General features: G+C 70.4%; 19 protein-coding genes. 9 read left to right on the top strand and 10 right to left on the bottom strand.

The features are described from left to right. Positions 1–3 precede the first annotated feature (3 nt). From ACTWQN_RS22080 to ACTWQN_RS22065, 4 genes are read left to right on the top strand one after another with little or no spacing between them, the layout of a single operon-like run. Positions 4–651, top strand: coding sequence for an ABC transporter permease (locus ACTWQN_RS22080; RefSeq protein ID WP_443205432.1), 648 nt, complete (start codon positions 4–6; stop codon positions 649–651). Continuing rightward, entirely contained in the window at positions 644–1,828 is a 1,185-nt protein-coding gene (locus ACTWQN_RS22075; RefSeq protein WP_443205431.1) for an ABC transporter ATP-binding protein, read from the top strand. The genes ACTWQN_RS22080 and ACTWQN_RS22075 overlap by 8 nt, the downstream gene beginning before the upstream one ends. Continuing rightward, positions 1,825–2,592, top strand: coding sequence for an ABC transporter permease (locus ACTWQN_RS22070; RefSeq protein ID WP_443205430.1), 768 nt, complete (start codon positions 1,825–1,827; stop codon positions 2,590–2,592). Before ACTWQN_RS22075 ends, ACTWQN_RS22070 begins: the two co-directional genes overlap by 4 nt. Further along, positions 2,589–3,602 carry a glycine betaine ABC transporter substrate-binding protein gene (locus tag ACTWQN_RS22065; RefSeq protein WP_443205429.1) on the top strand — a complete coding sequence of 338 codons (1,014 nt, stop codon included), beginning with the start codon at positions 2,589–2,591 and terminating at the stop codon, positions 3,600–3,602. The genes ACTWQN_RS22070 and ACTWQN_RS22065 overlap by 4 nt, the downstream gene beginning before the upstream one ends. Before the next feature lie 57 nt (positions 3,603–3,659). Here ACTWQN_RS22065 and ACTWQN_RS22060 read toward each other — a convergent pair whose 3' ends face one another. After that, the gene (locus ACTWQN_RS22060; RefSeq protein ID WP_443205537.1) at positions 3,660–4,172 is read right to left on the bottom strand and encodes a DUF6474 family protein; all 513 of its coding nucleotides are present in this window, start codon (positions 4,170–4,172) and stop codon (positions 3,660–3,662) included. A gap of 224 nt (positions 4,173–4,396) precedes the next feature. Between ACTWQN_RS22060 and ACTWQN_RS22055 the strand changes: the two genes are divergently transcribed. Continuing rightward, positions 4,397–6,028 (top strand): TM0106 family RecB-like putative nuclease, encoded by a 1,632-nt coding sequence (locus tag ACTWQN_RS22055; protein ID WP_443205428.1) that lies wholly within the window; start codon positions 4,397–4,399, stop codon positions 6,026–6,028. Positions 6,029–6,146: 118 nt separating this feature from the next. On the opposite strand, the gene ACTWQN_RS22050 is transcribed toward ACTWQN_RS22055, so the two are convergent. The 3 genes from ACTWQN_RS22050 to ACTWQN_RS22040 form a co-directional block, all read right to left on the bottom strand. Continuing rightward, positions 6,147–6,905, bottom strand: coding sequence for an SDR family NAD(P)-dependent oxidoreductase (locus ACTWQN_RS22050; RefSeq protein WP_443205427.1), 759 nt, complete (start codon positions 6,903–6,905; stop codon positions 6,147–6,149). 104 nt (positions 6,906–7,009) lie between these two features. After that, complete coding sequence (locus ACTWQN_RS22045; RefSeq protein WP_443205426.1) at positions 7,010–7,132, bottom strand: hypothetical protein; 123 nt, start codon at positions 7,130–7,132, stop codon at positions 7,010–7,012. A 175-nt stretch (positions 7,133–7,307) separates the two neighbouring features. Next, a complete protein-coding gene (locus tag ACTWQN_RS22040) occupies positions 7,308–8,270 on the bottom strand; it encodes an aldo/keto reductase (RefSeq protein ID WP_443205425.1) in 963 nt (320 codons plus the stop codon). 157 nt (positions 8,271–8,427) lie between these two features. Here ACTWQN_RS22040 and ACTWQN_RS22035 point away from each other — a divergent pair, with 157 nt between their 5' ends. Together ACTWQN_RS22035 and ACTWQN_RS22030 are read left to right on the top strand one after the other, a co-directional pair. After that, positions 8,428–9,720, top strand: coding sequence for a UDP-glucose dehydrogenase family protein (locus tag ACTWQN_RS22035; RefSeq protein ID WP_443205424.1), 1,293 nt, complete (start codon positions 8,428–8,430; stop codon positions 9,718–9,720). Between the two features lie 197 nt (positions 9,721–9,917). Then, positions 9,918–11,726, top strand: a complete 1,809-nt coding sequence (locus ACTWQN_RS22030; protein WP_443205423.1) for a gamma-glutamyltransferase family protein — start codon at positions 9,918–9,920, stop codon at positions 11,724–11,726. Positions 11,727–11,753: 27 nt separating this feature from the next. On the opposite strand, the gene ACTWQN_RS22025 is transcribed toward ACTWQN_RS22030, so the two are convergent. From ACTWQN_RS22025 to ACTWQN_RS22015, 3 genes are all read right to left on the bottom strand, one after another. Continuing rightward, complete coding sequence (locus ACTWQN_RS22025) at positions 11,754–12,911, bottom strand: glycerate kinase family protein (RefSeq protein WP_443205422.1); 1,158 nt, start codon at positions 12,909–12,911, stop codon at positions 11,754–11,756. A 9-nt stretch (positions 12,912–12,920) separates the two neighbouring features. Further along, positions 12,921–14,444, bottom strand: a complete 1,524-nt coding sequence (locus ACTWQN_RS22020; protein WP_443205421.1) for an SLC13 family permease — start codon at positions 14,442–14,444, stop codon at positions 12,921–12,923. A gap of 189 nt (positions 14,445–14,633) precedes the next feature. Continuing rightward, positions 14,634–15,533 (bottom strand): DMT family transporter, encoded by a 900-nt coding sequence (locus ACTWQN_RS22015; protein ID WP_443205420.1) that lies wholly within the window; start codon positions 15,531–15,533, stop codon positions 14,634–14,636. A 309-nt stretch (positions 15,534–15,842) separates the two neighbouring features. Here ACTWQN_RS22015 and ACTWQN_RS22010 point away from each other — a divergent pair, with 309 nt between their 5' ends. Continuing rightward, entirely contained in the window at positions 15,843–16,961 is a 1,119-nt protein-coding gene (locus ACTWQN_RS22010) for a baeRF11 domain-containing protein (RefSeq protein WP_443205419.1), read from the top strand. A 2-nt stretch (positions 16,962–16,963) separates the two neighbouring features. Here the strand turns inward: ACTWQN_RS22010 and ACTWQN_RS22005 are convergent, their stop codons facing one another. Genes ACTWQN_RS22005 through ACTWQN_RS21995 form a run of 3 tightly spaced genes read right to left on the bottom strand, consistent with a single transcriptional unit; the run spans position 16,964 to position 19,348 of the window. Continuing rightward, positions 16,964–17,626 (bottom strand): response regulator transcription factor, encoded by a 663-nt coding sequence (locus ACTWQN_RS22005; protein ID WP_443205418.1) that lies wholly within the window; start codon positions 17,624–17,626, stop codon positions 16,964–16,966. Beyond that, complete coding sequence (locus ACTWQN_RS22000) at positions 17,623–19,131, bottom strand: sensor histidine kinase (RefSeq protein ID WP_443205417.1); 1,509 nt, start codon at positions 19,129–19,131, stop codon at positions 17,623–17,625. The genes ACTWQN_RS22005 and ACTWQN_RS22000 overlap by 4 nt, the downstream gene beginning before the upstream one ends. Next, positions 19,094–19,348, bottom strand: coding sequence for a hypothetical protein (locus tag ACTWQN_RS21995; protein ID WP_443205416.1), 255 nt, complete (start codon positions 19,346–19,348; stop codon positions 19,094–19,096). The genes ACTWQN_RS22000 and ACTWQN_RS21995 overlap by 38 nt, the downstream gene beginning before the upstream one ends. Before the next feature lie 294 nt (positions 19,349–19,642). On the opposite strand from ACTWQN_RS21995, the gene ACTWQN_RS21990 reads away from it, so the two are divergent. Next, entirely contained in the window at positions 19,643–22,888 is a 3,246-nt protein-coding gene (locus ACTWQN_RS21990; RefSeq protein WP_443205415.1) for a glycosyltransferase, read from the top strand. Positions 22,889–22,942 lie beyond the last annotated feature (54 nt).

The following is a 22,942-nucleotide window of genomic DNA, read 5'->3' as shown; positions in this document are numbered from 1 at the left end:
CGAGTGAATTTCCTGGACTACGTCGCATCCAGGTGGCAATCGCTGCTGGTGAATGCCTACCAGCACGTCAGCATGGTGGTGCAGTGCATCGTGCTGGCGACGATCGTCGGCGTCCTGGTCGGGGTTGCGGTCTACCGCAGCCCCGCCGGGGCGGCGATCGCCACCGCACTTTCCAGCGCGGTCCTGACGATCCCGTCGTTCGCGCTGTTCGGCCTGCTCATCCCGGTGCTGGGACTCGGCGTGCCGGCGTCGGTGGTGACGCTGGTGCTCTACGCACTGCTGCCGATCATCCGCAACACCATCGTCGGACTGTCCACAGTAGACCAGCCGATCCTGGACGCCGCCCGAGGCATCGGGATGAGCCGGATCGGCGTGCTGACCCGCATCGAGCTGCGGCTGGCCTGGCCCGCGATCCTCGCGGGCATGCGGGTGAGCACCCAGATGCTGATGGGCATCGCGGCCATCGCCGCGTACGCGAAGGGGCCGGGCCTGGGCAACTTGATCTTCAGCGGACTTGGTCAGCTGGGCGGCGCGAACGCGCTGAACATGGCCATCGCCGGGACCGTCGGCGTGATCATCCTGGCGCTGCTGCTGGACGCCGTCTTCGTGCTTTTCGGGCGGTTGACGACTTCGAGAGGTATTCGTGGCTGACGACAAGACGACCCCGACCGGTGGGCACGGCGTGGAGATCTGCCTGGCAGAGGTCTCCAAGCGCTACCCGGGCCAGCGCCAGCCCGCGGTGGAATCGGTGACGATGACCATTCCGGCCGGTGAGACGGTGGTGCTGGTCGGGCCTTCCGGCAGCGGCAAGACCACCACCATGCGGATGATCAACCGGTTGATCGAACCGACCGCCGGCAAGATCACCATCGGCGGGCAGGACGTGCTCGGCCTCGACCCGGACAAGCTGCGCCGCGAGATCGGCTACTCGATCCAGCAGGCCGGGCTGTTCCCGCACCTGACCGTCGGCGAGAACGTCGGCGTGGTGCCCGGCCTGGTCGGCTGGGACAAGAAGCGGGTCAGCGAACGGGTCGACGAGATGCTCGACCTGGTCAACATGGATCCCGCCGAGTTCCGGGGCCGCTACCCGCGACAGCTCTCCGGCGGACAGCAGCAGCGCGTCGGCGTGGCGCGGGCGCTGGCGGCCAACCCGCCGGTGCTGCTGATGGACGAGCCCTTCGGAGCGGTGGACCCGATCACCCGCGGTGTGCTGCAGGACGAACTGATGCGCCTGCAGGCAGACCTGGGCAAAACGATCGTGTTCGTCACGCACGACTTCGACGAGGCCGTCAAGCTCGGCGACCGGATCGCGGTGCTGGGCGAGCGTTCCAAGATCCTGCAGTACGACACCCCGGATGCGATCCTGGCCAACCCGGCCGACGACACCGTGGCCGGTTTCGTCGGCGCCGGTGCCGCGCTCAAGCAGCTCACCCTGCGGCGGGTCCGCGAGATCGAGGTCGGCCAGGTGCCGACGGTCACCGTGGACGAGTCGCCGACGGTGCTCAAGGAACGGTTGGGCAACCGGCGCGGCGCGATCGGCCTGGTGCTCGACAAGCGCAACCGCCCGCTGCGCTGGGCGAGCGCCCGCGAAGCCGGTGCGGTGTCCACGTTGGAGCGGGCCGGGCGGCCGGTCGAGGACAGCGTGTCGCTGGCGTCGACGCTGCAGGACGCGCTGGAGGCGATCCTCACCGACGACGACGGCGTCGCCGTGGTCACCGGTTCGCGCGGCGAGTACGTCGGCGTGGTCGACATCGACACGGTGATGAACACCATCAAGGCGCTGCGCGAGGAGCACGCGGCCGACGAACCGGCCGAGGACCAGTCATGAGCAGCCAGTTCACCTCGGATTCCGGATCCCGCCGGGCGGAGCGGCTGCGGCTGCTGGCGCAGCCGATCGCCGTCGTGGTGCTGGTCGCCGCGGTGCTGGGCTGGGCGTTCAGCCGGGACAACAGCGCGGTGACCGCGCGCAGCATCAACGCGACGTCGATCCTGAGCCTGACCTGGACGCACTTCCTGATCAGCCTCGCGGTGGCGTTGATCGTGATCGTGGTGGCGGTGCCGCTGGGCGTGCTGCTCAGCCGCGGTTGGGCGCGCCCGGCCGTGCCGGTGGTCATCGGCATCGCCAACATCGGGCAGGCCGCGCCTTCGGTGGGCCTGCTGGTGCTGTTCTTCCTGTTCACCGGCGGCTCGACCGGGTTCTGGATCGCGGTGCTGCCGATCGCCTTCTACGCGCTGCTGCCGGTGCTGCGCAACACCATCGTCGGGCTGCAGCAGGTCGACCCCGCGCTGACCGACGCGGGTCGCGGGATCGGCATGTCGGCGACGGGCGTGCTGACCCGCATCGAACTGCCGCTGGCGGTGCCCTACATCCTGGCCGGACTGCGCACCGCGCTGGTGCTGGCCGTGGGCACCGCGACGCTGGCGCTGTTCGTCGGCGCCGGTGGGCTCGGCGAGATGATCGACACCGGTTACAAGCTCAACGACTGGACGGTCATGATCGTCGGCGCGGTGCTGGCGATGGCGCTCGCGCTGCTGGTCGACTGGCTGGGCGCGCTGGCCGAAACGTACCTGTCGCCGAGGGGGTTGCGATGAAGCTGCGAACGTCTCGTCGCGGTGCGGTCAAGCTGGCGTCGCTGGCGATGACCGGCGTGCTGCTGTCCGGCTGCGGCCTGAGCTCCGGTAGTTCGGTGCCGCTGCAGGTGGAACCCGGCACCATCCAGCGGGTTCCGGAGCTGGAGGGCGTCACCATCACGGTCGGGTCCAAGGCCTTCACCGAACAGCTGGTGCTGGGCTACATCGCCGAGTTCGCGTTGTCCGCGGCCGGTGCCAACGTGCGGGACCTGAGCAACATCGTCGGTTCCTCCACCGCCCGGCGCGCGCTGGCCAGCGACCAGATCGACATCCTGTGGGACTACACCGGCACGTCCTGGATCAGCTACAACGGCAACGCCGATCCGATCCCGGACGCCCGCCAGCAGTACGAGGCGGTCAAGCAGCAGGATCTGGAACGCAACGGGATCGCCTGGACCGCGATCGACTACCAGGTGGACAACACCTACGCGTTCGCGGTCAACCAGGAGGCGGCGCACCGGCTGGGGGTGGAGAAGATCTCGGACATCCCGAAGATCATCGCCGAGCGCCCGGAGGACGCCACGTTCTGCATCGACACCGAGTTCGCCAACCGCAACGACGGCATGCCCGGGGTGGAGCAGGAGTACGGCTTCACCGCCGACAAGTCGAAGGTGAAGACGCTGACCGAGGGCAGCATCTACCAGGCGACCGCGAACGGCACGTGCACCTTCGGCGAGGTGTTCACCACCGACGGGCGGATCCGGTCGCTGAACCTGAAGGTGCTGGCCGACGACCACCAGTTCTTCCCGAGGTACAACATCGGCATCACCACCCGCGACGAGCTGCTCAAGCGGTACCCGCAGATCACCGGCGTCTTCGAGCCGGTGTCGGCGAAGCTGACCAACGAGGAGCTGATGAAGCTCAACGCCCAGGTGGACGTCGACGGCCGGGACCCGGCCGATGTCGCCCGCGACTGGCTGGTCCAGCAGGGGCTGGTGCGGCTCCCCGACGGCCAGGCCGCGGCCCGCTGACGGATCCAGCCGGGGCAACCGCCCGCTCCAGGTCCGGGTGGTGGCAACCCGGCGCCGTCACCTGGCGTTCTTGGCGGGGACGCCGAAGCGGGTGAGGAGTTCGTCCTCGATCTGGCCGAGCTCGGTGTGGACCGCGCGGTGCGCCGACTTGCGCCGCTGCGTGGGCATCCGCTCCGCCGCGCGCACCGCGCTGGTCAACTGCGCCAGCCGCAGGGCGGTCCGCTCGGTGAACTGCTCTGCGGCGAGCTTCGCCTCGTCGCCGCCCGCCGACTGGGTGCGCAGGTCGCGCAGCGCGTTCGTGTCGCCCGCGATCCGGGCGTGCAGCGCCGCGCCCCTGCCGGTGAAGGTGCCGAGCTCATCGACCGGCACCCCGAGCCGTCGCGCGCGCATCCGGTCGTAGCGTTCGCGCACCGCCGACGCCGCCCGGATCGCGATCGGTGCGAGCACCGGCCCGACCACCTTGACCACTCCGATTACCTTCTTGGCGTTGCCCGGGGTGATGTGCCCGTGCTCGCCCTTCTTCATCGCCTTGGCGGCCTTCTTGTCCGCCTTCTTCGCCTGCTTGGCCACCTTGCGGGAGTCGACCGGGGCGTTCTTCGGGCCGCTGCGCCCGGCAGTGCTCTTTCTCACCGAGGTCTCCCCTGTTCGGCGGTTCCACTTCGGTCACTCTAAGTCCGGGTTAGCGACGGCACGACATCAAGTGACTACAGATCGTGCACGTTGCGTAATCGAATGCCGGTCGTGTCACCGGGGTGATGGGCGCGGCTGTCAGGGCGACGGCATAACCTTTACCCGTGAAGGAAAGGGTGCTGCTCGATGCTGGCGTCGTGACTCGTTGTCGGCGACGCGTGCATCTTGAGCACGACCCCTCCATGGCGGACGAGCTGCTGGCCCCGGTGGACCTGGGCATCGAGCAGCGCATCGCCGACGCCGCCGAGCACCGCCTGGCCGTCGCGAAGTGGCTGAGCAGGGTGCTCGGCGCCGACTGGACGGAGATCCCGCGCGGCGGCTCGGAGGGCCGCGAGGAGCTGACGCTGGCCGCGATGCGCGCCGGGACCCGCTACATCTCCAACGCCCAGCTGCCCTCGGACGACATCGGTGGTCGGCGCGGCGGGGTCGACCTGCTGGTGCGCGCCGACGACGGTTACGTACCGGTGCTGGTGGTGCGGCACAAGATCACCGATCCGGGCACCGGTGCCCGCGTGTCGCCGATCGACCGGCCCGAACCGGAAGCCGCCCGAGCGGATTCGACGCGCAAGGTGCGGGCGCAACCCCGCGACCAACTCCGCCTGGCGCACGCCGTCCGGCTGCTGCAGGCCTGCGGGATGGGATCGGCGGCGCACCTCGGCGGGGTGATCGGCGTCGAAGCCGACGTGGTGCTGTGGCACGACCTGGAGGTGCCGAACTGGCCCGGCGGCCGCACCGCGCTCACCGAGTACGAGGTTCGGTTCGCCGACCGGCTGGCGGTGGCCTCGGCGGCCGCCGACCGGGCCGAGCCGCTGGCGCTGCCCTCGCGGATCACCGAGTGCAAGGGCTGCCCGTGGTGGCCGACCTGCGAAGTTTGGCTGCGCGAGAGCAGCGACGTCAGCCTGGTGGTGCGTGGCGAGGACGCCGTCGCGCTGCGCGACATGGGCGTGTCCACGGTGGAGCAATTGGCCGCGATGCCGCTGGAGAGCGCGGAACAGCTGCCGCTGACCGGGGTCCACAACACCGATGCGATCCTGCTCGCCAAGGCCTGGCTGCAGAACCTGCCGCTGGTGCGTCGGGTGCGCGAGCTGGCGGTGCCGCGCGCGGACGTGGAAGTCGACGTGGACATGGAGAGCTACGCCGACGCCGGGGCCTACCTGTGGGGCTGTTGGGTGTCCGGTGTGGACATCGGCGAACAGCAGGGCTACCGGGCGTTCGTCAGCTGGGAGCCGCTGCCGTCCGACGACGAGGCGCGGTCCTTCGCGGAGTTCTGGACGTGGTTCAGCTCGGTGCGCCGCCGCGCGTACGAGCGCGGTCTGAGCTTCCGCGCCTACTGCTACAACGAGCTCGCGGAGAACCGTTGGATGCTCGCCTCCGCCGAGCGGTTCGCCGGTAAACCGGGGGTTCCGTCGGCGGCCGAAGTGCACGAGTTCATCGACTCCGCCGAGTGGATCGACCTGTTCGCTTCGGTGCGGGAGCAGTTCCTCTGCCCGAACGGCAAGGGTCTGAAGGTGATCGCGCCGAGCGCCGGGTTCGGCTGGCGGGACGCCGAGGCCAGCGGCGAGAACTCGATGCGCTGGTACCGCGACGCGGTGGGCCTCGGCGGCGGCGTGCCGGTGCTGTCCCAGCGCGACCGGATCCTGCGGTACAACGAGGACGACGTCCGCGCGACCTGGACGATCCGCCGCTGGATGACCTCCGAAGCAGCCCACCAAATCCCCTACGCCGCCGACCTCTAGGGATCAGGGGGTGAAGGGCACCTTTCACCAACTTACTTGGTAAAAGGTGCCCTTCACCTCGACCTGATCGTGGGAACCCGCGGCGGCAATGACCGCGGCCCTTGATCCGGTCCGGCTGCTACCGGGGGGCCATTCGCAGTGCGCCGTCCATCCGGATGACCTCGCCGTTGAGGTAGTCGTGCTCGACGATGCTCACCGCGAGCTGCGCGAAATCCTCAGGGGTGCCCAACCGCTTCGGGAACGGCACGCTCGCGGCCAGCCCGCTGCGGAACTCCTCGCTGATGGTGGCCAGCATCGGGGTGTCCACGATGCCCGGCGCGATGGTCATCACCCGGATGCCGGTCGAGGAAAGGTCCCGCGCGGCGGGCAACGTCAGGCTCGCCACCCCGCCCTTGGACGCCGCGTACGCGGCCTGGCCGATCTGCCCGTCGAACGCGGCGACCGAGGCGGTGTTGATCACCACACCGCGCTGCCCCTGCTGATCGGGTTCGGTCTGCCCGATCGCCGCCGCGGCCAGTCGCAGCACGTTGAAGGTGCCGATCAGGTTGACCTCGATGACCTTGCGGAACAGGTCGAAGTCGTGCGGGCCCTGCCGCCCGACGATCCGCGCGGACGGCCCGATGCCCGCGCAGTTCACCACGATCCGCAGCGGGTTCCCGGCCCCGGCGGCCTGCTCGACCGCGGTCTGCACCTGCTCGGCATCGGTGACGTCGGCGGCCGTGTAGGTGACCCCGTCAACGACCGGTGCGTCGGCCGCGGCGGCTGGCAAGTCCACCGCGAAGACCTGCGCGCCGCGCGAGGCGAGTGCTCGGGCGGTGGCCGCGCCAAGGCCGGAAGCCCCGCCGGTGACGATCGCCGCGGTGTCGGTGATCAGCATCTGCTCGTTCCTTTGCGTCCGTTGCTGGTATCCCGGCATGTCTAACACCCGGGAACGGCCTCGCCCAGCATCGGACGCGGAACGGGCAGGCGGCGAATCGACGGTCAGCGATGGCGGTGCACCTGTCGTTGCGAGGTCATCTCGACCAGCGCCAGCAACGCCACCAGCGGCAGCGCGGCCAACAACGCCAGGCCGGTGAACAGTGCGGCGATCCCGATCAGCTCCATGCCAAGAGCGTGGCCCGCACGAGGAGACCGGCGCGTCGGCCACCGGTGCGGTTCTGCTGTCCGTCCGAGCGAAAACCCCATCACCGAACGTGGTCGCAGTTCGCCGCAGGCAGGCAGGATGCCCGATTTCGCGAGGAATCGCGCATGCCGGGTGAACGCGCAGCAGCTCGGTGGCTCAGCGTTGCAGCGGTGGGCAGATCGTGTCGATGGTCTCCAGATCCGCTTGGGTGGGTCGCCATTCCCCGGCCAGCGCATTCGCCTGCACCTGCTCCGGGGTGGTGGCGCCGGTGATCACCGAGCCGACCACCTCCTGCGCGGCCAGCCAGCCGACCGCGACCGAGGTCATCGGGATGCCGCGCTGTTCGGCGAAGGTCCGCAGCCGCTCGATGCGTTCCCACGGCGCGTCCGCCAGCATCTGGTTCCGGTTCGCCAACCGGCTGCCCGCAGGCGGTTCCTGGTCCTGCCGGTACTTGCCGGTGAGCAGCCCGTTGGCCAGCGGGAAGTACGGGATGATCCCGACGCCGAACCGCTTGCAGGCCGGGACGACCTCGCGTTCGGCTTCGCGCGCCAGCAGCGAGTAGTGGTTCTGCGCCGACACCGGTGCGGTCAGCCCGGACGAGGACGCCGTCCACGACGCGTCGGCGAGCTCCCAGCCCGCCAGGTTGCAATGCCCGAGGTAGCGGATCTTGCCTTCGCGCACCAGGTCGTCGAGCACCGACAGGGTTTCCTCCATCGGCGTGAGCCGATCCGGTCGGTGCAGCTGGTACAGGTCGATCCAGTCGGTGGCCAGTCGTCGCAGCGACGACTCGACGGCCCGGCGCACGTAGCGGCGGGAGCCGCGCGCGGTGAAGTCCGGGCCGTTGTTGCCCTGCATGTCCATGCCGAACTTGGTGGCGATGATGGCGTGCTCGCGGCGACCCGATAGCGCCTGCCCGAGCAACTCCTCGCTGCGTCCGCGCGGCGAGCCGTAGACGTCGGCCACGTCGAAGAAGGTGATCCCGGCGTCGAGCGCGGCGTCCACCACGGCTCGCGCGCCGGCTAGGGATTCGGTTGTCGTGCCCGGTCGGCCGAGGTTGTTGCAACCGAGGCCGACGGCGCTTACCACCAGACCGGATTCGCCCAAGCGTTGCTGTTCCACGGCTGGTGAGCCTAAACGGCCGGTCACCGGCTCGTCACGTAGGTCGTACGGCGCGTGAACAGTTGGCGAAGCAGGTTCCGCTGCGCGGGGGATGTGCCACCATGCCGGTGGGGCCCGCGACCGGTTGGTCGTGCGAGGTGAAGGGGTGTGTGGACTGATGTTCGCCCGTCGGATCGTTGTGGTCGGAACCGGGTACGTCGGGCTGACGACCGGGGCGTGTCTCGCGTCGCTGGGACACCGCGTGGTGTGCAGCGACGTGAACGCCGCGAAGGTCGAGCAGCTCTCCCGCGGTGAGGTGCGGATCCACGAGCCCGGTCTCGGCGAGCTGGTGCAGGAGGGCATCGCGGCCGGTCGGTTGTCGTTCGTGGTCGGCTCGGCCGCCGCGGTCGCCGACGCCGAGGTGGTCTTCCTGTGCGTGCCGACGCCGATGGGCTCCGGCGGCGCGGCCGACCTGGCGGCCGTGCAATCGGTGGCGCACGAGGTGCGCGAGCTGCTGCCCGTGGGGTGCGTGCTGGTCACCAAGTCGACGGTGCCGGTGGGCACTTCGGCGCGGCTGCACGAACTGGTCGGGCGCGATGACGTCGCGGTGGTCAGCAACCCGGAGTTCCTGCGCGAGGGCTCGGCGGTGCACGACTTCCTCAACCCGGACCGGATCGTGGTCGGGTCGGACACCCAGGACGCGGCCGAACGGGTGGCGGCGCTGTACGCGCGGCTGGGCGCGCCGACGGTGCTCACCGACGCGGCGAGCGCGGAGATGGTGAAGTACGCGGCGAACTGCTTCCTGGCGACCAAGCTGTCCTACGTCAACGCGATCGCGGAGTTGTGCGAGCGGCTGGGCGCCGACATCGCCGACGTCACCGAGGGGATGGGCTACGACCGCCGGATCGGGCAGTCGTTCCTGCAACCGGGGCCCGGCTGGGGCGGCTCCTGCCTGCCGAAGGACACCGCGGCGCTGTTGCAGGTCGCGGAGGCGGTGGACTTCGAATTCCCGCTGCTGCAGGCCACGATTTCGTCGAACGCGCGGCAGCGCGAGCGGATGGTGGCCAAGGTCGTCGAGGCCTGCGGCGGCAGCCTGGCCGGGGTGCGGCTGGGGCTGCTGGGCTTGACCTTCAAGGCGGGCACCAACGATCTGCGCGATTCACCGGCGTTGGAGGTGGCGCGGCTGCTGGCCGAGCGCGGCGCGGAGCTCGTCGCCTACGACCCCGGCCTGCGCGGCGACGAGGTGGCGCTGCCCCCGGTGGTGACGTTGGTGGACGACCCGTACCAGGCGGCGAAGGAGGCTGCGGCGCTGGTGCTTCTCACCGAGTGGCAGGAGTTCCGGACGCTGGACTGGAACCGGGTGGCCGCCGCACTGGGCGGCCCGGTGGTCGTCGACACCCGAAACCACCTCGACCCCGACGTCCTGCGCCGAGCGGGCCTGTCCTGGCGCGGCGTCGGCCGAACCCGCTGACGCGGCTGTCTGCCAACGCTCGTCTTCGGCGCGCCTGCGCGGGATTCGCGTGGCTGGGCCGACGCTTCCCACACCGGTCGCCTAGTCCAAGGACGGACACCACAACAGCCCACCGGCAACCCGGCGCAACGGGCCGGTTTCAGGCAAAACCGCCCGGCTATCGCTCGAAGGGGCGAAGGGGGCCTAGGGTAGTTGACGTGTTTACCACTCGCCCGGAACTTGCTGGCACGCACGGGATGGTCGCCTCCACGCACTGGCTCGCCTCCGCGGCGGGCATGGCGGTGTTGGAGGACGACGGGAACGCCTTCGACGCCGCGGTCGCGGCCGGATTCGTCCTGCAGGTCGCCGAACCGCACCTGAACGGTCCCGGCGGTGAAGTCCCCGCGCTGTTCACCACCGCCGACGATCCGCGCCCGAGGGCGCTCTGCGGCCAGGGCCCGGCCCCGGCTGGCGCGACGATCGCCCACTACCGCGACGAACTCGGTCTGGACCTGGTGCCCGGCACCGGTTTCCTGGCCACCACCGTGCCGGGCGCGTGGGACGGTTGGCTGCTGTTGCTGCGCGATCACGGCACCAAGACGCTGCGCGACGTGCTGAAGTACGCGATCGGCTACGCCCGCAACGGGTTCCCGGTCGTGGAGCGGATCAACACCACCGTTGAGACGGTGCGCGAGATGTTCGCCGAGCACTGGCCGACCTCGGCCCAGCTGTGGCTGCCCGACGGCGCGCCGCCCAAGCCGGGCAGCGTGTTCAAGAACCCGGTGCTGGCCGACACCTGGGAGCGGCTGCTCGCCGAGGGCGAAGCGGCCGGAGCCGGTCGCGAGGCGCAGCTCGACGCGGCCCGCCGCGCCTGGTCGCAGGGTTTCGTGGCCGAGGCGGTCGAGAAGTTCGTGCGCACCCCGCACCGGGACAACTCCGGTCGGGACCACGCGGGTGTCCTCACCGCGCAGGACATGGCCGAGTTCGAAGCGAGCTACGAGGCCGCGCTGACCGTCGACCTGCCGGGTGACTGGACCCTGGCGAAGTTCGGCATCTGGTCGCAGGGCCCCGCCTTGGCGCAGCAGCTGCGGATCCTGGAGGGGCTGACCGACCGGATCAACTTCACCGACGGCATCGCCGACGTCGACACGGTGCACCTCGCGGTCGAGGCGGCCAAACTCGCCTTCGCCGACCGCGAGGCCTGGTACGGCGACTCCGCCGATCCCGGCGTCCTCGACGACCTGCTGTCCCGCGACTACGCCGCCACCCGCCGCGAGCTGATCGGCGATCGCGCCTCGCTCGAACTTCGCCCCGGCGCGCCGGGCGGTCGCAACGTGGTCCTGCCCGCGCACGTCGCCGAAGGGCGCGGCGTGGACGGTCAGCAGGACCCCGGCGGGGTCGGCATCGGCGAGCCCACGGTGTCGCCGACCGGGGAGAGCCGCGGCGACACGGTGCACGTCGACGTGGTGGACCGGTGGGGCAACATGATCTCGGCGACGCCCTCCGGTGGTTGGCTGCAGTCCTCGCCGACCATCCCGGAACTGGGCTTCTGCCTTGGCAGTCGGGCTCAGATGTTCTGGCTGGACAGGGGCTTGCCGAACTCGTTGGCACCGGGCAAGCGGCCGCGGATCACGCTGAGCCCGTCGCTGGCGTTGCGCGGCGGCGTGCCGACGCTGGCCTTCGGCACGCCGGGCGGCGATCAGCAGGACCAGTGGCAGCTGTGCTTCTGGCTGGCGCACGTCCACGGCGGGCTGAACCTGCAGGAGGCGATCGACTCGCCGGCCTGGCACACCGGAGCGTTCCCGAGCTCCTTCTACCCGCGTGCCTGGGAGCCCGGTCGAGTCGTCGCGGAGTCCCGCCTCGGTGCGGAGCGCCTCGCGGAGCTGCGTCGTCGGGGTCACGACGTGCTCGACGGCGGCGAGTGGGCGCTCGGCCGCCTTTCGGCGGTCTCCCGCGACCCGGAGTCCGGTCTCCTGCGCGCCGCCGCCAACCCCCGCGGCAACCAGGGCTACGCCGCCGGACGCTGATCGCACCCCAGGGCGCTCGCACCAGAGCTACGCGGCTCGCAAGGTGCGGCCGACCAGCAGCATCCGGAGGGTTCGGGCGGTGGCGTCCGCGATGAGTTCCGGGGCGCGGATGATCGCATCGGCCAGCTCCACCGGACCGGTCACGATGCCGGTGATCGCGTCGATGCCGTGGTCGTAGCTGGTGTCCGCGCCGGGGCCGATGGTGCCGCACAACGCGATCACCGGCTTGCTGTGCCGCTTCGCCCGCCGCGCCACTTCGGTGGGGATCTTGCCGAGCGCGGTGGACGCGTCGATCGCGCCCTCGGCGGTGATCACCAGGTCGGCGGCCTGCAACCGCTGCTCCAGGTCGCTGCTCTCGATGAAGACGTCGAACCGCGACGCCAGGAGCGCGCCGAGACCCCCGGCCAGCCCGGCGCCGAGCCCGCCCGATGCGCCGCTGCCGGGCAGTTCGGCGAAGTCGATGCCGCTGTGCTGCCGCAGGACGTCCGCCCAGGTCCGCATGGCCGCGGCGAGCTGCTCGACCTGCCGCGGCGAAGCGCCCTTCTGCGGCCCGTAGCGGCGCGCGACGCCGCCCGGCCCGCACAGCACGTTCTTCGGGTTCACCGCAACGGATATGTCCACTTCGGACAGTCGTGGGTCTAGGCCGCTGACGTCCAGCCGACGGGCTCGGCCCAGCTCCGCACCGCCATCGCCGACCTCGGCCGAGTCGGCGTCGAGCACCCGAGCACCGAGCGCCCGCAGCGCACCGGCGCCGCCGTCGCAGATCCCGGAATCACCGCAGCCGACGACGATCTTCGCCGGGTCGGCGTCCAGTGCGGCGGCGATCAGCTCGCCGACGCCACGACTGGTGGTGATACCGGGATCGCGCTTGTCCGGTGGCACGAGCGAAAGCCCAGCGGCGGCGGCCATTTCCACGAAAGCGGTGCGCGGACCGGGGCCGCCGAGCAACGTGAAGTGCGAGTCCACCGGCTCGCCGACCGGGCCGGTGACCACGGCCGGGACCAGCTCGCCACCGGTCGATCTGGCCAGCAGCCGCGCCGAGCCTTCGCCGCCGTCGATCAGCGGGATGGTGTCGATGATCGCGGCCGGAACCACCCGGCGGATGCCGGTGCGGATCCCGTCGGCGACCGCGTCGGCGTCCAGGCACTCCTTGAATCCGCTTGGGGCGACGGCGAAACGCAACATGATCTTCTCCTAATCGTGGATGTATCCGGTCAACGGCAGGCCGAGCACCGGCCAGACGAACAGGGCGAACAGCACGACCAGCGCGCCCAGCGCCGGGCCGAGCAGAACCGACAGCTTCAGCAGGTCGCGCGGGGTGTAGGTGGGGGCCTGGTCGAGCCGGGCGAACATCGCCACCGGCTTCGCCGAGGACGGCAGCGTGTGGCAGAAGCCCGCGGCCGCGGTCGAGGCGAACGCCAACGCGACCGGGTTCATGCCGACCGCCAAGGCGGCGGGCACGACCAGCGGGATGAGCACCGACGACCGCGCCGAGCGCGACTGCACCAGCAGGTGCGCGGCGATGCTCAGCGCCACGACGGTGATCAGCATGGCCATGACGTCATCCCCGCCCAGCGCCTTCGCGGCGATCCACTCCGCTGCACCGGATTCGGTCAACGCCGTGCCGAGCGCGCCGGTCGCGGCCATGAACAGCAGCAGCGACCAGGGGATTTCGCCGATCGCCGTGCCGATGCGCACCGTGCCGACCTGCGGCGAGGTGATCAACAGCGCCCCGGCCAACGCGATCAGCGCAGGTGGCAGGCCGTGCAGTGATTCGGTGCTCCACAGCAGCACGACCGCGCCGAGCAACGCGGCGGCCGGGACCTCGGCCCGCTGCAGCCGCGCCGGAACGCCCAGCTGCTCGCGCAGTCCGGCGGCGTCCACGCGCAGCCGAGGGCGGCGGTCCGCGCGGCGGGTGAACAGCAGCAGCACCAGCTCCGCGGCCAGGTGCGAGCTGACCACCGCCAACGGCAGCCCCCACAGCAGCCACTCGCCGAAACCGATGTCCGCGTCGATCGTGGCGTCCAGGATCTGGCTGGTGATCAGGTGCGCGCCCGCTCCCACCAGCGTCGCGATCGCGGACAGCAGCACCACGGTCGGGAACAGCACGGCGAGGGCGCGGACCAGCCGCGGCCGGTCCGGGAAGGCGGCGGCCAGCACGAGGTAGATCGGCAGCACCAGCGCTGCCCGGCCGCTGGTGCTCGGCACCAGCAGCGCGGTTCCCACCAGGCCGAGGGTGATCAGGTGCACCAGCCCGCGTGCTGATCGGGCGCGGCCCATCAGCGCGATCGCCAGCCGGGCGGGCAGACCGGTCTGGTTGATCCCGGCGGCCAGGATGAACGCCGCCACCAGCAGCCAGATCTGGTCCTCGCCGAGCGCCTCGAACAGTTCCTCGGAGTCCAGTGCGCCGAGCACGACGAGCACGGCGGCCGCGGCCAGTGCCACGAAGGTGTCGTCGATGCGGCTGTGCATCCAGCCGACCACCGCGGCGCCGAAAACCAGGATGGTGATCAGCCCGGAGCGATCGAGCTGTCCCGGCCCGGTCGCGTCCGGCATGGTCAGCACGGCCAATGCGGCCAGCAGCGCGAGGGCGCCGCTGGTGAGTCCGATGGCCCAGCCGCGTCCGGCGCCCGGATCGGATGCGACGCGGGTGGTGCGCACCGGGCTCGTGGCGTAGTCGGTGCGGACCCGTGCTTCGGTGTCCTGCTGGCCGTTCATGGTGTCTACGATCTGTCCCGCCGCTGAGCGGTGGGTGAACGGCTCGTGAGGAGAGCTTCATCTTTCGCCGGGTTGTCCACAGCGTTGTGGACAACCCGGCGAATAGTGGATTGACCTGCTGAAATGAGCCCGGAATCGGGGAGTTGTGCACAGTTGTGGAGAAAGTTATCCACAACTGTGCACAACTCGTCATCGACGGGTGCTGACCACTACCAGCCCGATGCCGATTAGTCCGACACCGCACCAGGCGGCCACGCCCAGCCGCTCCCCGACGACGAGGACGCCCAGCAGTGCCGCCACCACCGGTTCCAGCAGGCTCAGCGTCGTCGCGACGCTGGTGGACGTGCGGCGCAGCCCAGCCCCGAAGAGCACGTAGGCCAGGCACATCGGGATCACCGCGAGGTAGCCCGCGACCACCAGGCCGGACGCGGAGCTCAGCAGCCCTCCGCCGGTGATCGCCAGGATCGGCAGCAGCACCAGGGCACCGGCGCCGAACATCGCGCCCATCACCCCGCGCGATCCGCAACCGCCGCGCATCATCCGCCTGGCCGTCCACGAGTACACGACGTACGCGGCGCCGCCGAGCAGACCGAGCAGCGCACCCAGCACCACATCGGAACCTCCGCCGGTCTCACCGCCACCGGTGATCAGCAGCAGGCCGAGCACCGACACCGCCGCGGCCAGCGCCCACCGGCCGTCCAGCCGAACGCCGTCCAGGAGGCGTTCCAGGATCGCGGCGAACACCGGTGCCGAACCGAGCGTGAGGACGGTGCCGATGGCGACTCCGGCGAGCGACATCGACGAGTAGAACGCCAGCGGGTACACCGCCACGGCGACGGCACCCGCGAGCAGCAGCCCGATCTGCCCGGACCGCAGCACGTCCAGCGCGGATCGACCGGCGAGCGCGAGCAGCAGCAGGCCGCCGACGCCCATCGTGGCGGCCCCGATCGCCAGCGGACTGGCGGCCGCCGGGGCGAAGCTGGCGGCCGTTCCGGTGGTGCCCCACAGGACTGAGGCGAGCAGCACCAGCAGCGGGCCGGACGCGAAAGTCCGGGCAGCAGAAGGTGTGGTGAGCAGTTGGTTGGACAAGGTGAACTCTTCCGTTCGCGAACCGTCAGGGACTCGGCGAACGGGCGCGCGCTCCAGTGTGGTTGCGAAAGCGAACACACGAACCGGACAACCGCTGGCGGTAGCTCTAAGCAGAACTGCCGCGGCCCGGGTTAGAGGGAGATCCGCCGCCCGTCAGCGCGACGGCGGCGGCAGAACGCGATGCCAATGCGAGTTCACGCCGTACATCCTAACGGGCCGACCGCACATCCCGAAACGGTTCGCGCCGCTCTGCCGGTTCGCCGCACCGTCGGTAACGTCGCAGGTCCGGGACTTTCCGGGGAGGCACCGATGGCGATCCTGCACACCGACATCCCGACGCGGACGCAGGTGGACGCGCTGCTGACCGCACGCGCGCCGGAGAGCGTGTCCCTGTACCTGCCGACGAACCCGGCCTCCACCGGCGAGGCCGAGCGCATCGGGCTGCAGAACCTGACCAGCCAGGCGCTGGAACAGCTGCGCGAGGCCGGGGCGGACAAGGACGACGTCGCCGAGTTGGCCGAACACCTCGCCGACCTCGTCGAGGACGACGAGTTCTTCCGGTACCAGGCGCGCAGCCTCGCGGTGTTCGCCACCCCGGCGTCGATCAACACCTTCCGGCTACCCAACCACCTGCGGGAAGTGGTGGAGGTCTCCGACCGGTTCCACCTGAAGCCGCTGCTGCGCTCGATCACCTTCCCGCAGACCGCGCTGGTGCTGGCGCTCGCGCAGAACTCGGTGCGGCTGCTGGAAATCGTGCCCGACATGGATCCGGTGAACATCGACGTCCCCGGCATGCCGAAGGACGTCGACAGCGCGGTGGGCCGGGCCTTCCCGGCAGATCGGTCGCCGATGCGCCGGTTGCAGGCGGCCGAGGGCAAGAAGGTGCGGATCCGGCAGTTCGCCCGGCAGGTCGACCGGGCGCTGCGGCCGGTGCTGCGCGGCGACGTGCCGTTGATCCTCGCCGCGACCGAGCCGCTGCAGAGCATCTTCCGCTCGGTCAGCGGCGCCCCGGAGCTCGCTCGGGTCGGCCTGACCGGCAATCCGGAGGAGAGCACCGACCGGGAGCTGGGCTCGGCCGCCCGCGACGTCCTCGACGACCTGCACGTCGACCGGTTGCGCGACCTGCACCGGCTGTTCGAGCAGCGCACCGGGCAGGGGCGGACGGTCACCGACATCGCCGACGTGGCCCGGCAGGCGACGATGGGTGCGGTCGACACCGTCTTCGTCGACATCGACCACACGGTGCCGGGGTTCATCGACGAGGTGGGCGCGGTCCGGTTCGAGGGCACCGACGACGCGGTGGCCTACGGCGTGGTGGACGAGATCGCGCGCCGGGTGTGGCTGACCGGTGGCCAGGTCCTCGCGGTGCGTCAGCAGGACATCCCGGGCGGCGGCGGAACGGCCGCCATCCTCCGCTACGCCCCCTGACCTCAGACGCCCAACCGGTACCCCATGCCCCGGACGGTGCGGATGCGTTCGATGCCGATCTTGCGGCGCAGCGCGCGCACGTAGACGTCGACCACGTTGGAACCGGGATCGAAGTCGTAGCCCCACACGTGCGAGAGGATCTGCTCGCGGGAGAGCACCTGCCCGGCGTGCCGCAGGAACAGCTCCAACATCGCGAACTCGCGCGCCGTGAGGTCCACCGTTCCCCCCGGCACCTGCGCGCGCCGGGTGCGCAGGTCCAGCGAGAGCTCGCCGTCGCGCAGCACCGTGACCTCCGGAACCCGGTCGATCGGCCGCAGCCGCAGCCGCACCCGCGCGAGCAGCTCCTCGAACCGGAACGGCTTGGTCATGTAGTCGTCCGCGCCGCCCTCCAGCCCGGCGACCGTGTCGTGCACGGTGTCCCGCGCGGTCAGGATGATCACCGGCACGGTCACGTGCTGGGCGCGCACCGCCCGCAACACCGAGAAGCCGTCCTTGCCCGGCAACCCCAGGTCGAGCACCACCAGGTCGAAGTCGCCGGTCAGCAGGTAGTCCAGGGCGGTGTCGCCGTCGCCGACAACGGTCGTGGTGAAACCGTTGGCCCGCAACCCCTTCTCGATGAAGGCCGAAATCCGCGCCTCGTCCTCGACGATCAGGATCTTGCTCATCCGGTGATCTCCTCGATCGGGTCGTGCGGCGGGACGGCGGGCAGCTCCAGTCCGAACGTGGCCCCGCAGCCGGGTTCGGACACGACGCGCACCCGGCCGTGGTGCGCGTCCGCGATGGCCTTGACGATCGCCAGCCCGAGTCCCGCACCGCCCTTGCCGTGGCTGTTGCCGTGCGTGAAGCGGTCGAAGATCTTCGCCACCTCGTCCGGATCGACACCGGGCCCGTGATCGGTCACCCACAGCGCCACGGTTCCGTCGGAGAAAGCGGATCCGATGCGGATCTCCGAGCCCGGCTCGGTGTGCTGCACCGCGTTCTGCGCCAGTTGCACCATGGCCTGGGTGACCCGCTGCTCGTCGATCACCACCTCGCCCTCGCCGATGTCGGCGAGCACCCAGCGGCGGTCCGCCAGCGAGCGCACCTTGGCCTCGATGTCGCTGGTCAGCTCGGCCAGCGAAACCGGGGCGGGGGCGACGAAGTCGGGCCGGTCGGCCTTGGCCAGCACCAGCAGGTCGTTGACGATGCGGGTCATCCGGTCCAGCTCGTCGGTGCACAGCCGCACCACTTCCTCCCGCTCCGCCGGATCGTCGCCGAGCAGTTCCAGGTTGCCGCGCACGATCGTGATCGGGGTCCGCAACTCGTGCCCGGCGTCGTCGACGAACTCGCGCTGGATGCGGAAGGCGTCCTCCAGTCGGTCGAGCATCGCGTTGAACTGGTCGGCCAGCGCCGCGATGTCGTCCCGGCCTTCGACCGGGATGCGCCTGGTCAGGTCCTGCTCGCTGATCTCGGCCGCGGCCTGCCGCACGTCCCGCACGGGTGCCAGGATCAGTCCTGCCACCACCCACGACGACAACGCCGCGAGCACCACGCCGAACGCGCTTACCAGCAGCAGAAGCTGAACGGTCCGGTCGGTCTCGGACATCGCCCCGGCGGTGTAGCGCTCGATGATGAACCAGGACTCCTCGCCCTGCTCGGTCTGCGCCCGCACCTTGAGCCATTCCATCGGCCCGAGCGGGGTGTCGATCGAGCTGTAGTTGCCGGGGGCGGACACGATCTGGTTCAGCAGCACTGGATCCCTGGCGAGCTGTTCGATCGTTTTGTTCTGCTCCTGGGACAGCGATTCCAAGCCGGTGGGTGTTCGCCACACGCCGATCAGCGCCTCGTCGTGATCCGGGTACTGCCGCTCCAGGTAGGAATTGAACAGCTGCTCGGGATCGGTGAGCAGTTGTCCGGTACGCGGATCGCGGCCTGTCTCGGCGAACGTGACGAACTCTTGCGCCTCCTGCTCCAGCGACGCGGTGACCTGGTTGTGCACGTCGCCCCGCAGGAATTGGCGGACGATCAGGACCACCGCCAGGAGCACCACGACCAGCACCAGCAGCAGCCAGCCCATGATCTGGGCGCGCGCCGGGATGCGGGTGCCCCGCCGTTTGACGAGTATCGACAGCGGCCGAGCCGGCGTTTTCGGTTCAGCCGTCGTTGTCGTCGTCATCATCGTCGTCGTCATCGTCCGGCGGTGGCGGTGGCAGTTCGGCGGGTGGGTTGGTGGCGCTGGGAGCCGGTACCAGCTGCGTCGGCTCGGGGCCGGGCGAGCTGCCGATCCGCACGTTGGCGGGGACGTGCGGGGTGCGCGGGCCATCGGTGAGCGCGTAGCTCACCAGCACCGCGGCGATCGGCAGCGCTAACGCCGCGAGCAGCAGGACTGCCTTGGGAACCGACCTCATGCCGACCAGCCTGGGGTCCGGTCGGGAGCTGAGCATGAAAGCAAGATGAGAACCTCTTCATCTTCGGCGCCGGTGCTGCGACGCATTTCCAGAACCACGGCCGGGACCCGGCACATCACCTCCCGAAATCGGCGGAACTGACCACAGGACGACCAAGATTTCGCATCGCGGAAGACACTGGCTCGCTGCGTCCACCTTCCGGCAGACCCGCAGCGGTATTTCGATGTCCCACCACGGCCGCCCGGCCAGGGACGCTAGCCTGCTGTGGGATTTTCATACGCGGTGAGGAACCGGATGGACAAGCGGCTGATCGACTGGACCGGCGAGCGCTGCGTGCCGTGGACCGATGACGTGCAGGTCATCTACGAGCACTACCACCGCTACGCCCTGGCGGCCCGCTTCGCGCGCGGCAAGCGGGTGCTCGACCTCGCCTGCGGCGAGGGCTACGGCGCCGCGCTGCTGGCCGCCGAGGGCGCCGAGGTGGTCGGCGTGGACATCGACCCGACCACGGTCGACCACGCCCAGCACAACTACGGCAGCCGCGACGTCAGCTTCCACGCCGGATCGATCACCGACCCGGAGCTGCTGGCCGACGCCAAACCCTTCGACGTCATCGTCTGCTTCGAGGCGATCGAACACGTCGAGGACCACGACACCGTGCTGCGGCTGGTCAAGTCCCGGTTGGTCCAAGGTGGACTGTTCCTGAGCAGCACCCCGGACACCACGGTCTACTCGCACCAGCACGGCAACGACAACCCGTTCCACGTCAAGGAACTCACCGCGCGGCAGTACGAGGGGCTGCTGGAGGGCGCGTTCCGGCACGTGGCCGTGCTGAAGCAGAACGTCACCGTCGGCTCCCTGCTGACCCCCGCCGACCACGGCGACCTGGACACCGCGATCGAAGGCGTCCGCCTGCAGACCATCGAGCGGGGCGACGGCGGTGAGTGGTCCATCCGGCAGGGCGTGCCGCACACCTACCTGCTGGGCATCGCCTCCGACAAGCACCTGCCGAAGCTGCCCGCCGCGGCCGTGCTGACCGACGCGCAGCTCACCCTCGCCCGGCGCGGACCCGACGTCGCGCCGATCATCGAACAACGCGACGCGGCGGTCGCCGACGTGGCCAAGCTCAACGAGCTCTACAAGCGCAACCGGGCCGAGGCCGACGAGCTCAAGAGCGTCATCACGCGCCTGGAAGAGCTGCGCAAGACCGAAGAACAGCGCGCCGACCGGGGAGTTCGCGAGCAGGCGAAGCTGCGGGCCGAGCTGGACCGCATCGGCGGCGAACTGCACGACCGCCAGCAGGGCGCGGAGCGCGATGCGGCGCGCATCGAGTGGCTGCGCGACGCCGTCGCCCGGCTGGAAGGACGCGTAGCGGACGCCGAGCGGCAGGCCGCCGAGCTCGGCGCGGCGAACGCGGAACTGGCGGCGCAGAACTCCGCGCTGGTGCAGCGCGCGGTGACGAAGTACCGGAAGGTCGTCGAGCGCATCGCACCGCGCGGGACCACCCGGCGCGATGCGTACGAGATCGTGCTCGGGCGCAAACCGGGCGTCCCGCAGGTCGACGAGGCGACCGAGACCGGGCCGCTGCCGGTGCCGCACAGCGACCGTCCGCTGGTCAGCGTGATCATCCCGGTGCACGGCAAGTGGCCCTACACCCGGCAGTGCCTGCGGTTCCTCGGCGGCCACGTGGCGTCGGTGCCCTTCGAGGTGATCGTCGTCGACGACGCCTCGCCGGATGACAGCGCCGCGAAGCTCGCCGCCTGCGAAGGCGTCCGGCTGGTGCGGGCCGAGCGCAACCTCGGGTTCATCGGCGCCTGCAACCTCGGCGCCGAGCACGCCCGCGGCGACTACCTTTTCTTCCTGAACAACGACACCCAGGTCACCGAGTCCTGGCTGGACATCCTGATGGACACCATCCGAGCCGACGAACGCATCGGGCTGGTCGGCGCCAAGCTGGTCTACCCGAACGGTCGGCTGCAGGAGTGCGGCGGCATCGTGTGGTCCGACGGCACCGGTTGGAACTACGGCCGCAACACCGACCCGGGCGGCGCCGAGTTCAACGTGGTGCGCGACGTCGACTACTGCTCCGGTGCGGCGATCCTGGTGCGCACGAACGTGTTCCGGCAGATCGGCGGCTTCGACGCCCGGTACGCACCGGCCTACTACGAGGACACCGACCTGGCGTTCGCGGTGCGCGCCGCCGGATACCGGACCGTGGTGCAGCCGAAGGCGGTCGTGGTGCACCACGAGGGCGTGTCCAACGGCACCGACCTGAGCACCGGTGTGAAGAAGCACCAGGAGCTCAACCGCAAGGTGTTCGTGGAGAAGTGGGCCGAAACGCTGGCCGCCGAACACCTGCCGGAGGCCTCGCCGCGCAACCTCTGGCTCGCCAGGCAGCGCGGTACCCGCGGTCACCACGGGCCGATCGTGCTGGTCAAGGACCACCAGGTGCCGCGCCCGGACTTCGATTCGGGTTCGGTGCGGATCCGCCGGGTGCTGGAGCAGTTCGTCGAGCTCGGCTGCCGGGTGGTGTTCTTCCCCGGCAACCACGCCCGCTTGGAGCCCTACACCACGGATCTGCAGCAGCTCGGTGTCACGGTGCTGCCGCAACCCGAGCTGCAGCAGGCGTTCCTGCACGAGGCGGGTTCGGAGATCTCGCTGGCGCTGCTGTCCCGACCGCAGGTGGCGTGGAGCCTGGTGGAGGAGCTGCGCACCTGCGCGCCGCAGGCCGTGATCGCCTACGACACCGTCGACGTGCACTTCCTCCGGTTGCAGCGGCAGGCCGAACTCGCGCAGCGGCAGGGCGATTCGGTGCGGGCGGACGCGTTGCGGCGCAAGGCCTTCGCGTCGCAGCAGATGGAGCTCGGGCTGACCCGCTCCTGCGACGTCACGCTGGTGGTCTCCGAGGCCGAGCAGGTGTTGCTGCGCGAGCTGGTCCCGGACGCCGATGTGCGGGTGCTGTCCAACGTGCACGAGGTGGACTGGAGCCCGGTGCGGCCGGATGGGCGCCGGGATGTGCTGTTCGTCGGCAGCTTCGACCACCCGCCGAACGTCGACGCCGTGCGTTGGGCGGCGCGCGAGATCATGCCGCTGGTCCGGGACAAGTGCCCGGATGCGGTGCTGCACGTCGTCGGCAGCAATCCGACCGACGAGGTGCGGGAGTTGGCCGGTTCAGGTGTGCAGGTGCACGGCTGGGTGGCGGAGCTGGAGCCGGAGTACGCGGCCAGCCGGGTCACCCTCGCGCCCCTGCGGTTCGGTGCCGGGGTCAAGGGCAAGGTCGGCGAGAGCCTCAGCCTCGGGGTGCCGGTGGTCGGCACGGCGGTGGCGTTCGAAGGCATGAGCTTGGGCAGCGGCCAGGACGTGCTGGTCGCCGATGACGCGGCCGGGCTGGCCGAGGCGACCATCCGGCTGCTCACCGACGACGACACCTGGCGTCAGGCGGCGGAGACGGGCCGGGCGGCCATCGCCGCCCAATTCGGCCCAGAGATCTCCCGAGCCGCCCTCCGAGACCTCCTAAGCACCGCCGACCACCAACCCTGACCCCACGATCATGATGAGTGAAGGGCACCTTCGACCGACTATGCCGGTCAAAGG

The organism is Saccharopolyspora antiqui, from assembly GCF_052246905.1.
Lineage (GTDB): Bacteria > Actinomycetota > Actinomycetes > Mycobacteriales > Pseudonocardiaceae > Saccharopolyspora.
Note: the sequence above shows the minus strand (reverse complement) of the source record. Positions and strands in the feature narration are given on the sequence as shown.

Coding starts and splice junctions, on each gene's coding strand:
- ACTWQN_RS22070 (WP_443205430.1), top strand. CDS start 1,825: ATGAGCAGCCAGTTCACCTCGGATTCCGGATCCCGCCGGGCGGAGCGG.
- ACTWQN_RS22065 (WP_443205429.1), top strand. CDS start 2,589: ATGAAGCTGCGAACGTCTCGTCGCGGTGCGGTCAAGCTGGCGTCGCTG.
- ACTWQN_RS22050 (WP_443205427.1), bottom strand. CDS start 6,905: ATGCTGATCACCGACACCGCGGCGATCGTCACCGGCGGGGCTTCCGGC.
- ACTWQN_RS22045 (WP_443205426.1), bottom strand. CDS start 7,132: ATGGAGCTGATCGGGATCGCCGCACTGTTCACCGGCCTGGCGTTGTTG.
- ACTWQN_RS22035 (WP_443205424.1), top strand. CDS start 8,428: ATGTTCGCCCGTCGGATCGTTGTGGTCGGAACCGGGTACGTCGGGCTG.
- ACTWQN_RS22025 (WP_443205422.1), bottom strand. CDS start 12,911: ATGTTGCGTTTCGCCGTCGCCCCAAGCGGATTCAAGGAGTGCCTGGAC.
- ACTWQN_RS22020 (WP_443205421.1), bottom strand. CDS start 14,444: ATGAACGGCCAGCAGGACACCGAAGCACGGGTCCGCACCGACTACGCC.
- ACTWQN_RS22010 (WP_443205419.1), top strand. CDS start 15,843: ATGGCGATCCTGCACACCGACATCCCGACGCGGACGCAGGTGGACGCG.
- ACTWQN_RS22005 (WP_443205418.1), bottom strand. CDS start 17,626: ATGAGCAAGATCCTGATCGTCGAGGACGAGGCGCGGATTTCGGCCTTC.
- ACTWQN_RS22000 (WP_443205417.1), bottom strand. CDS start 19,131: ATGACGACGACGATGATGACGACGACAACGACGGCTGAACCGAAAACG.
- ACTWQN_RS21995 (WP_443205416.1), bottom strand. CDS start 19,348: ATGAGGTCGGTTCCCAAGGCAGTCCTGCTGCTCGCGGCGTTAGCGCTG.
- ACTWQN_RS21990 (WP_443205415.1), top strand. CDS start 19,643: ATGGACAAGCGGCTGATCGACTGGACCGGCGAGCGCTGCGTGCCGTGG.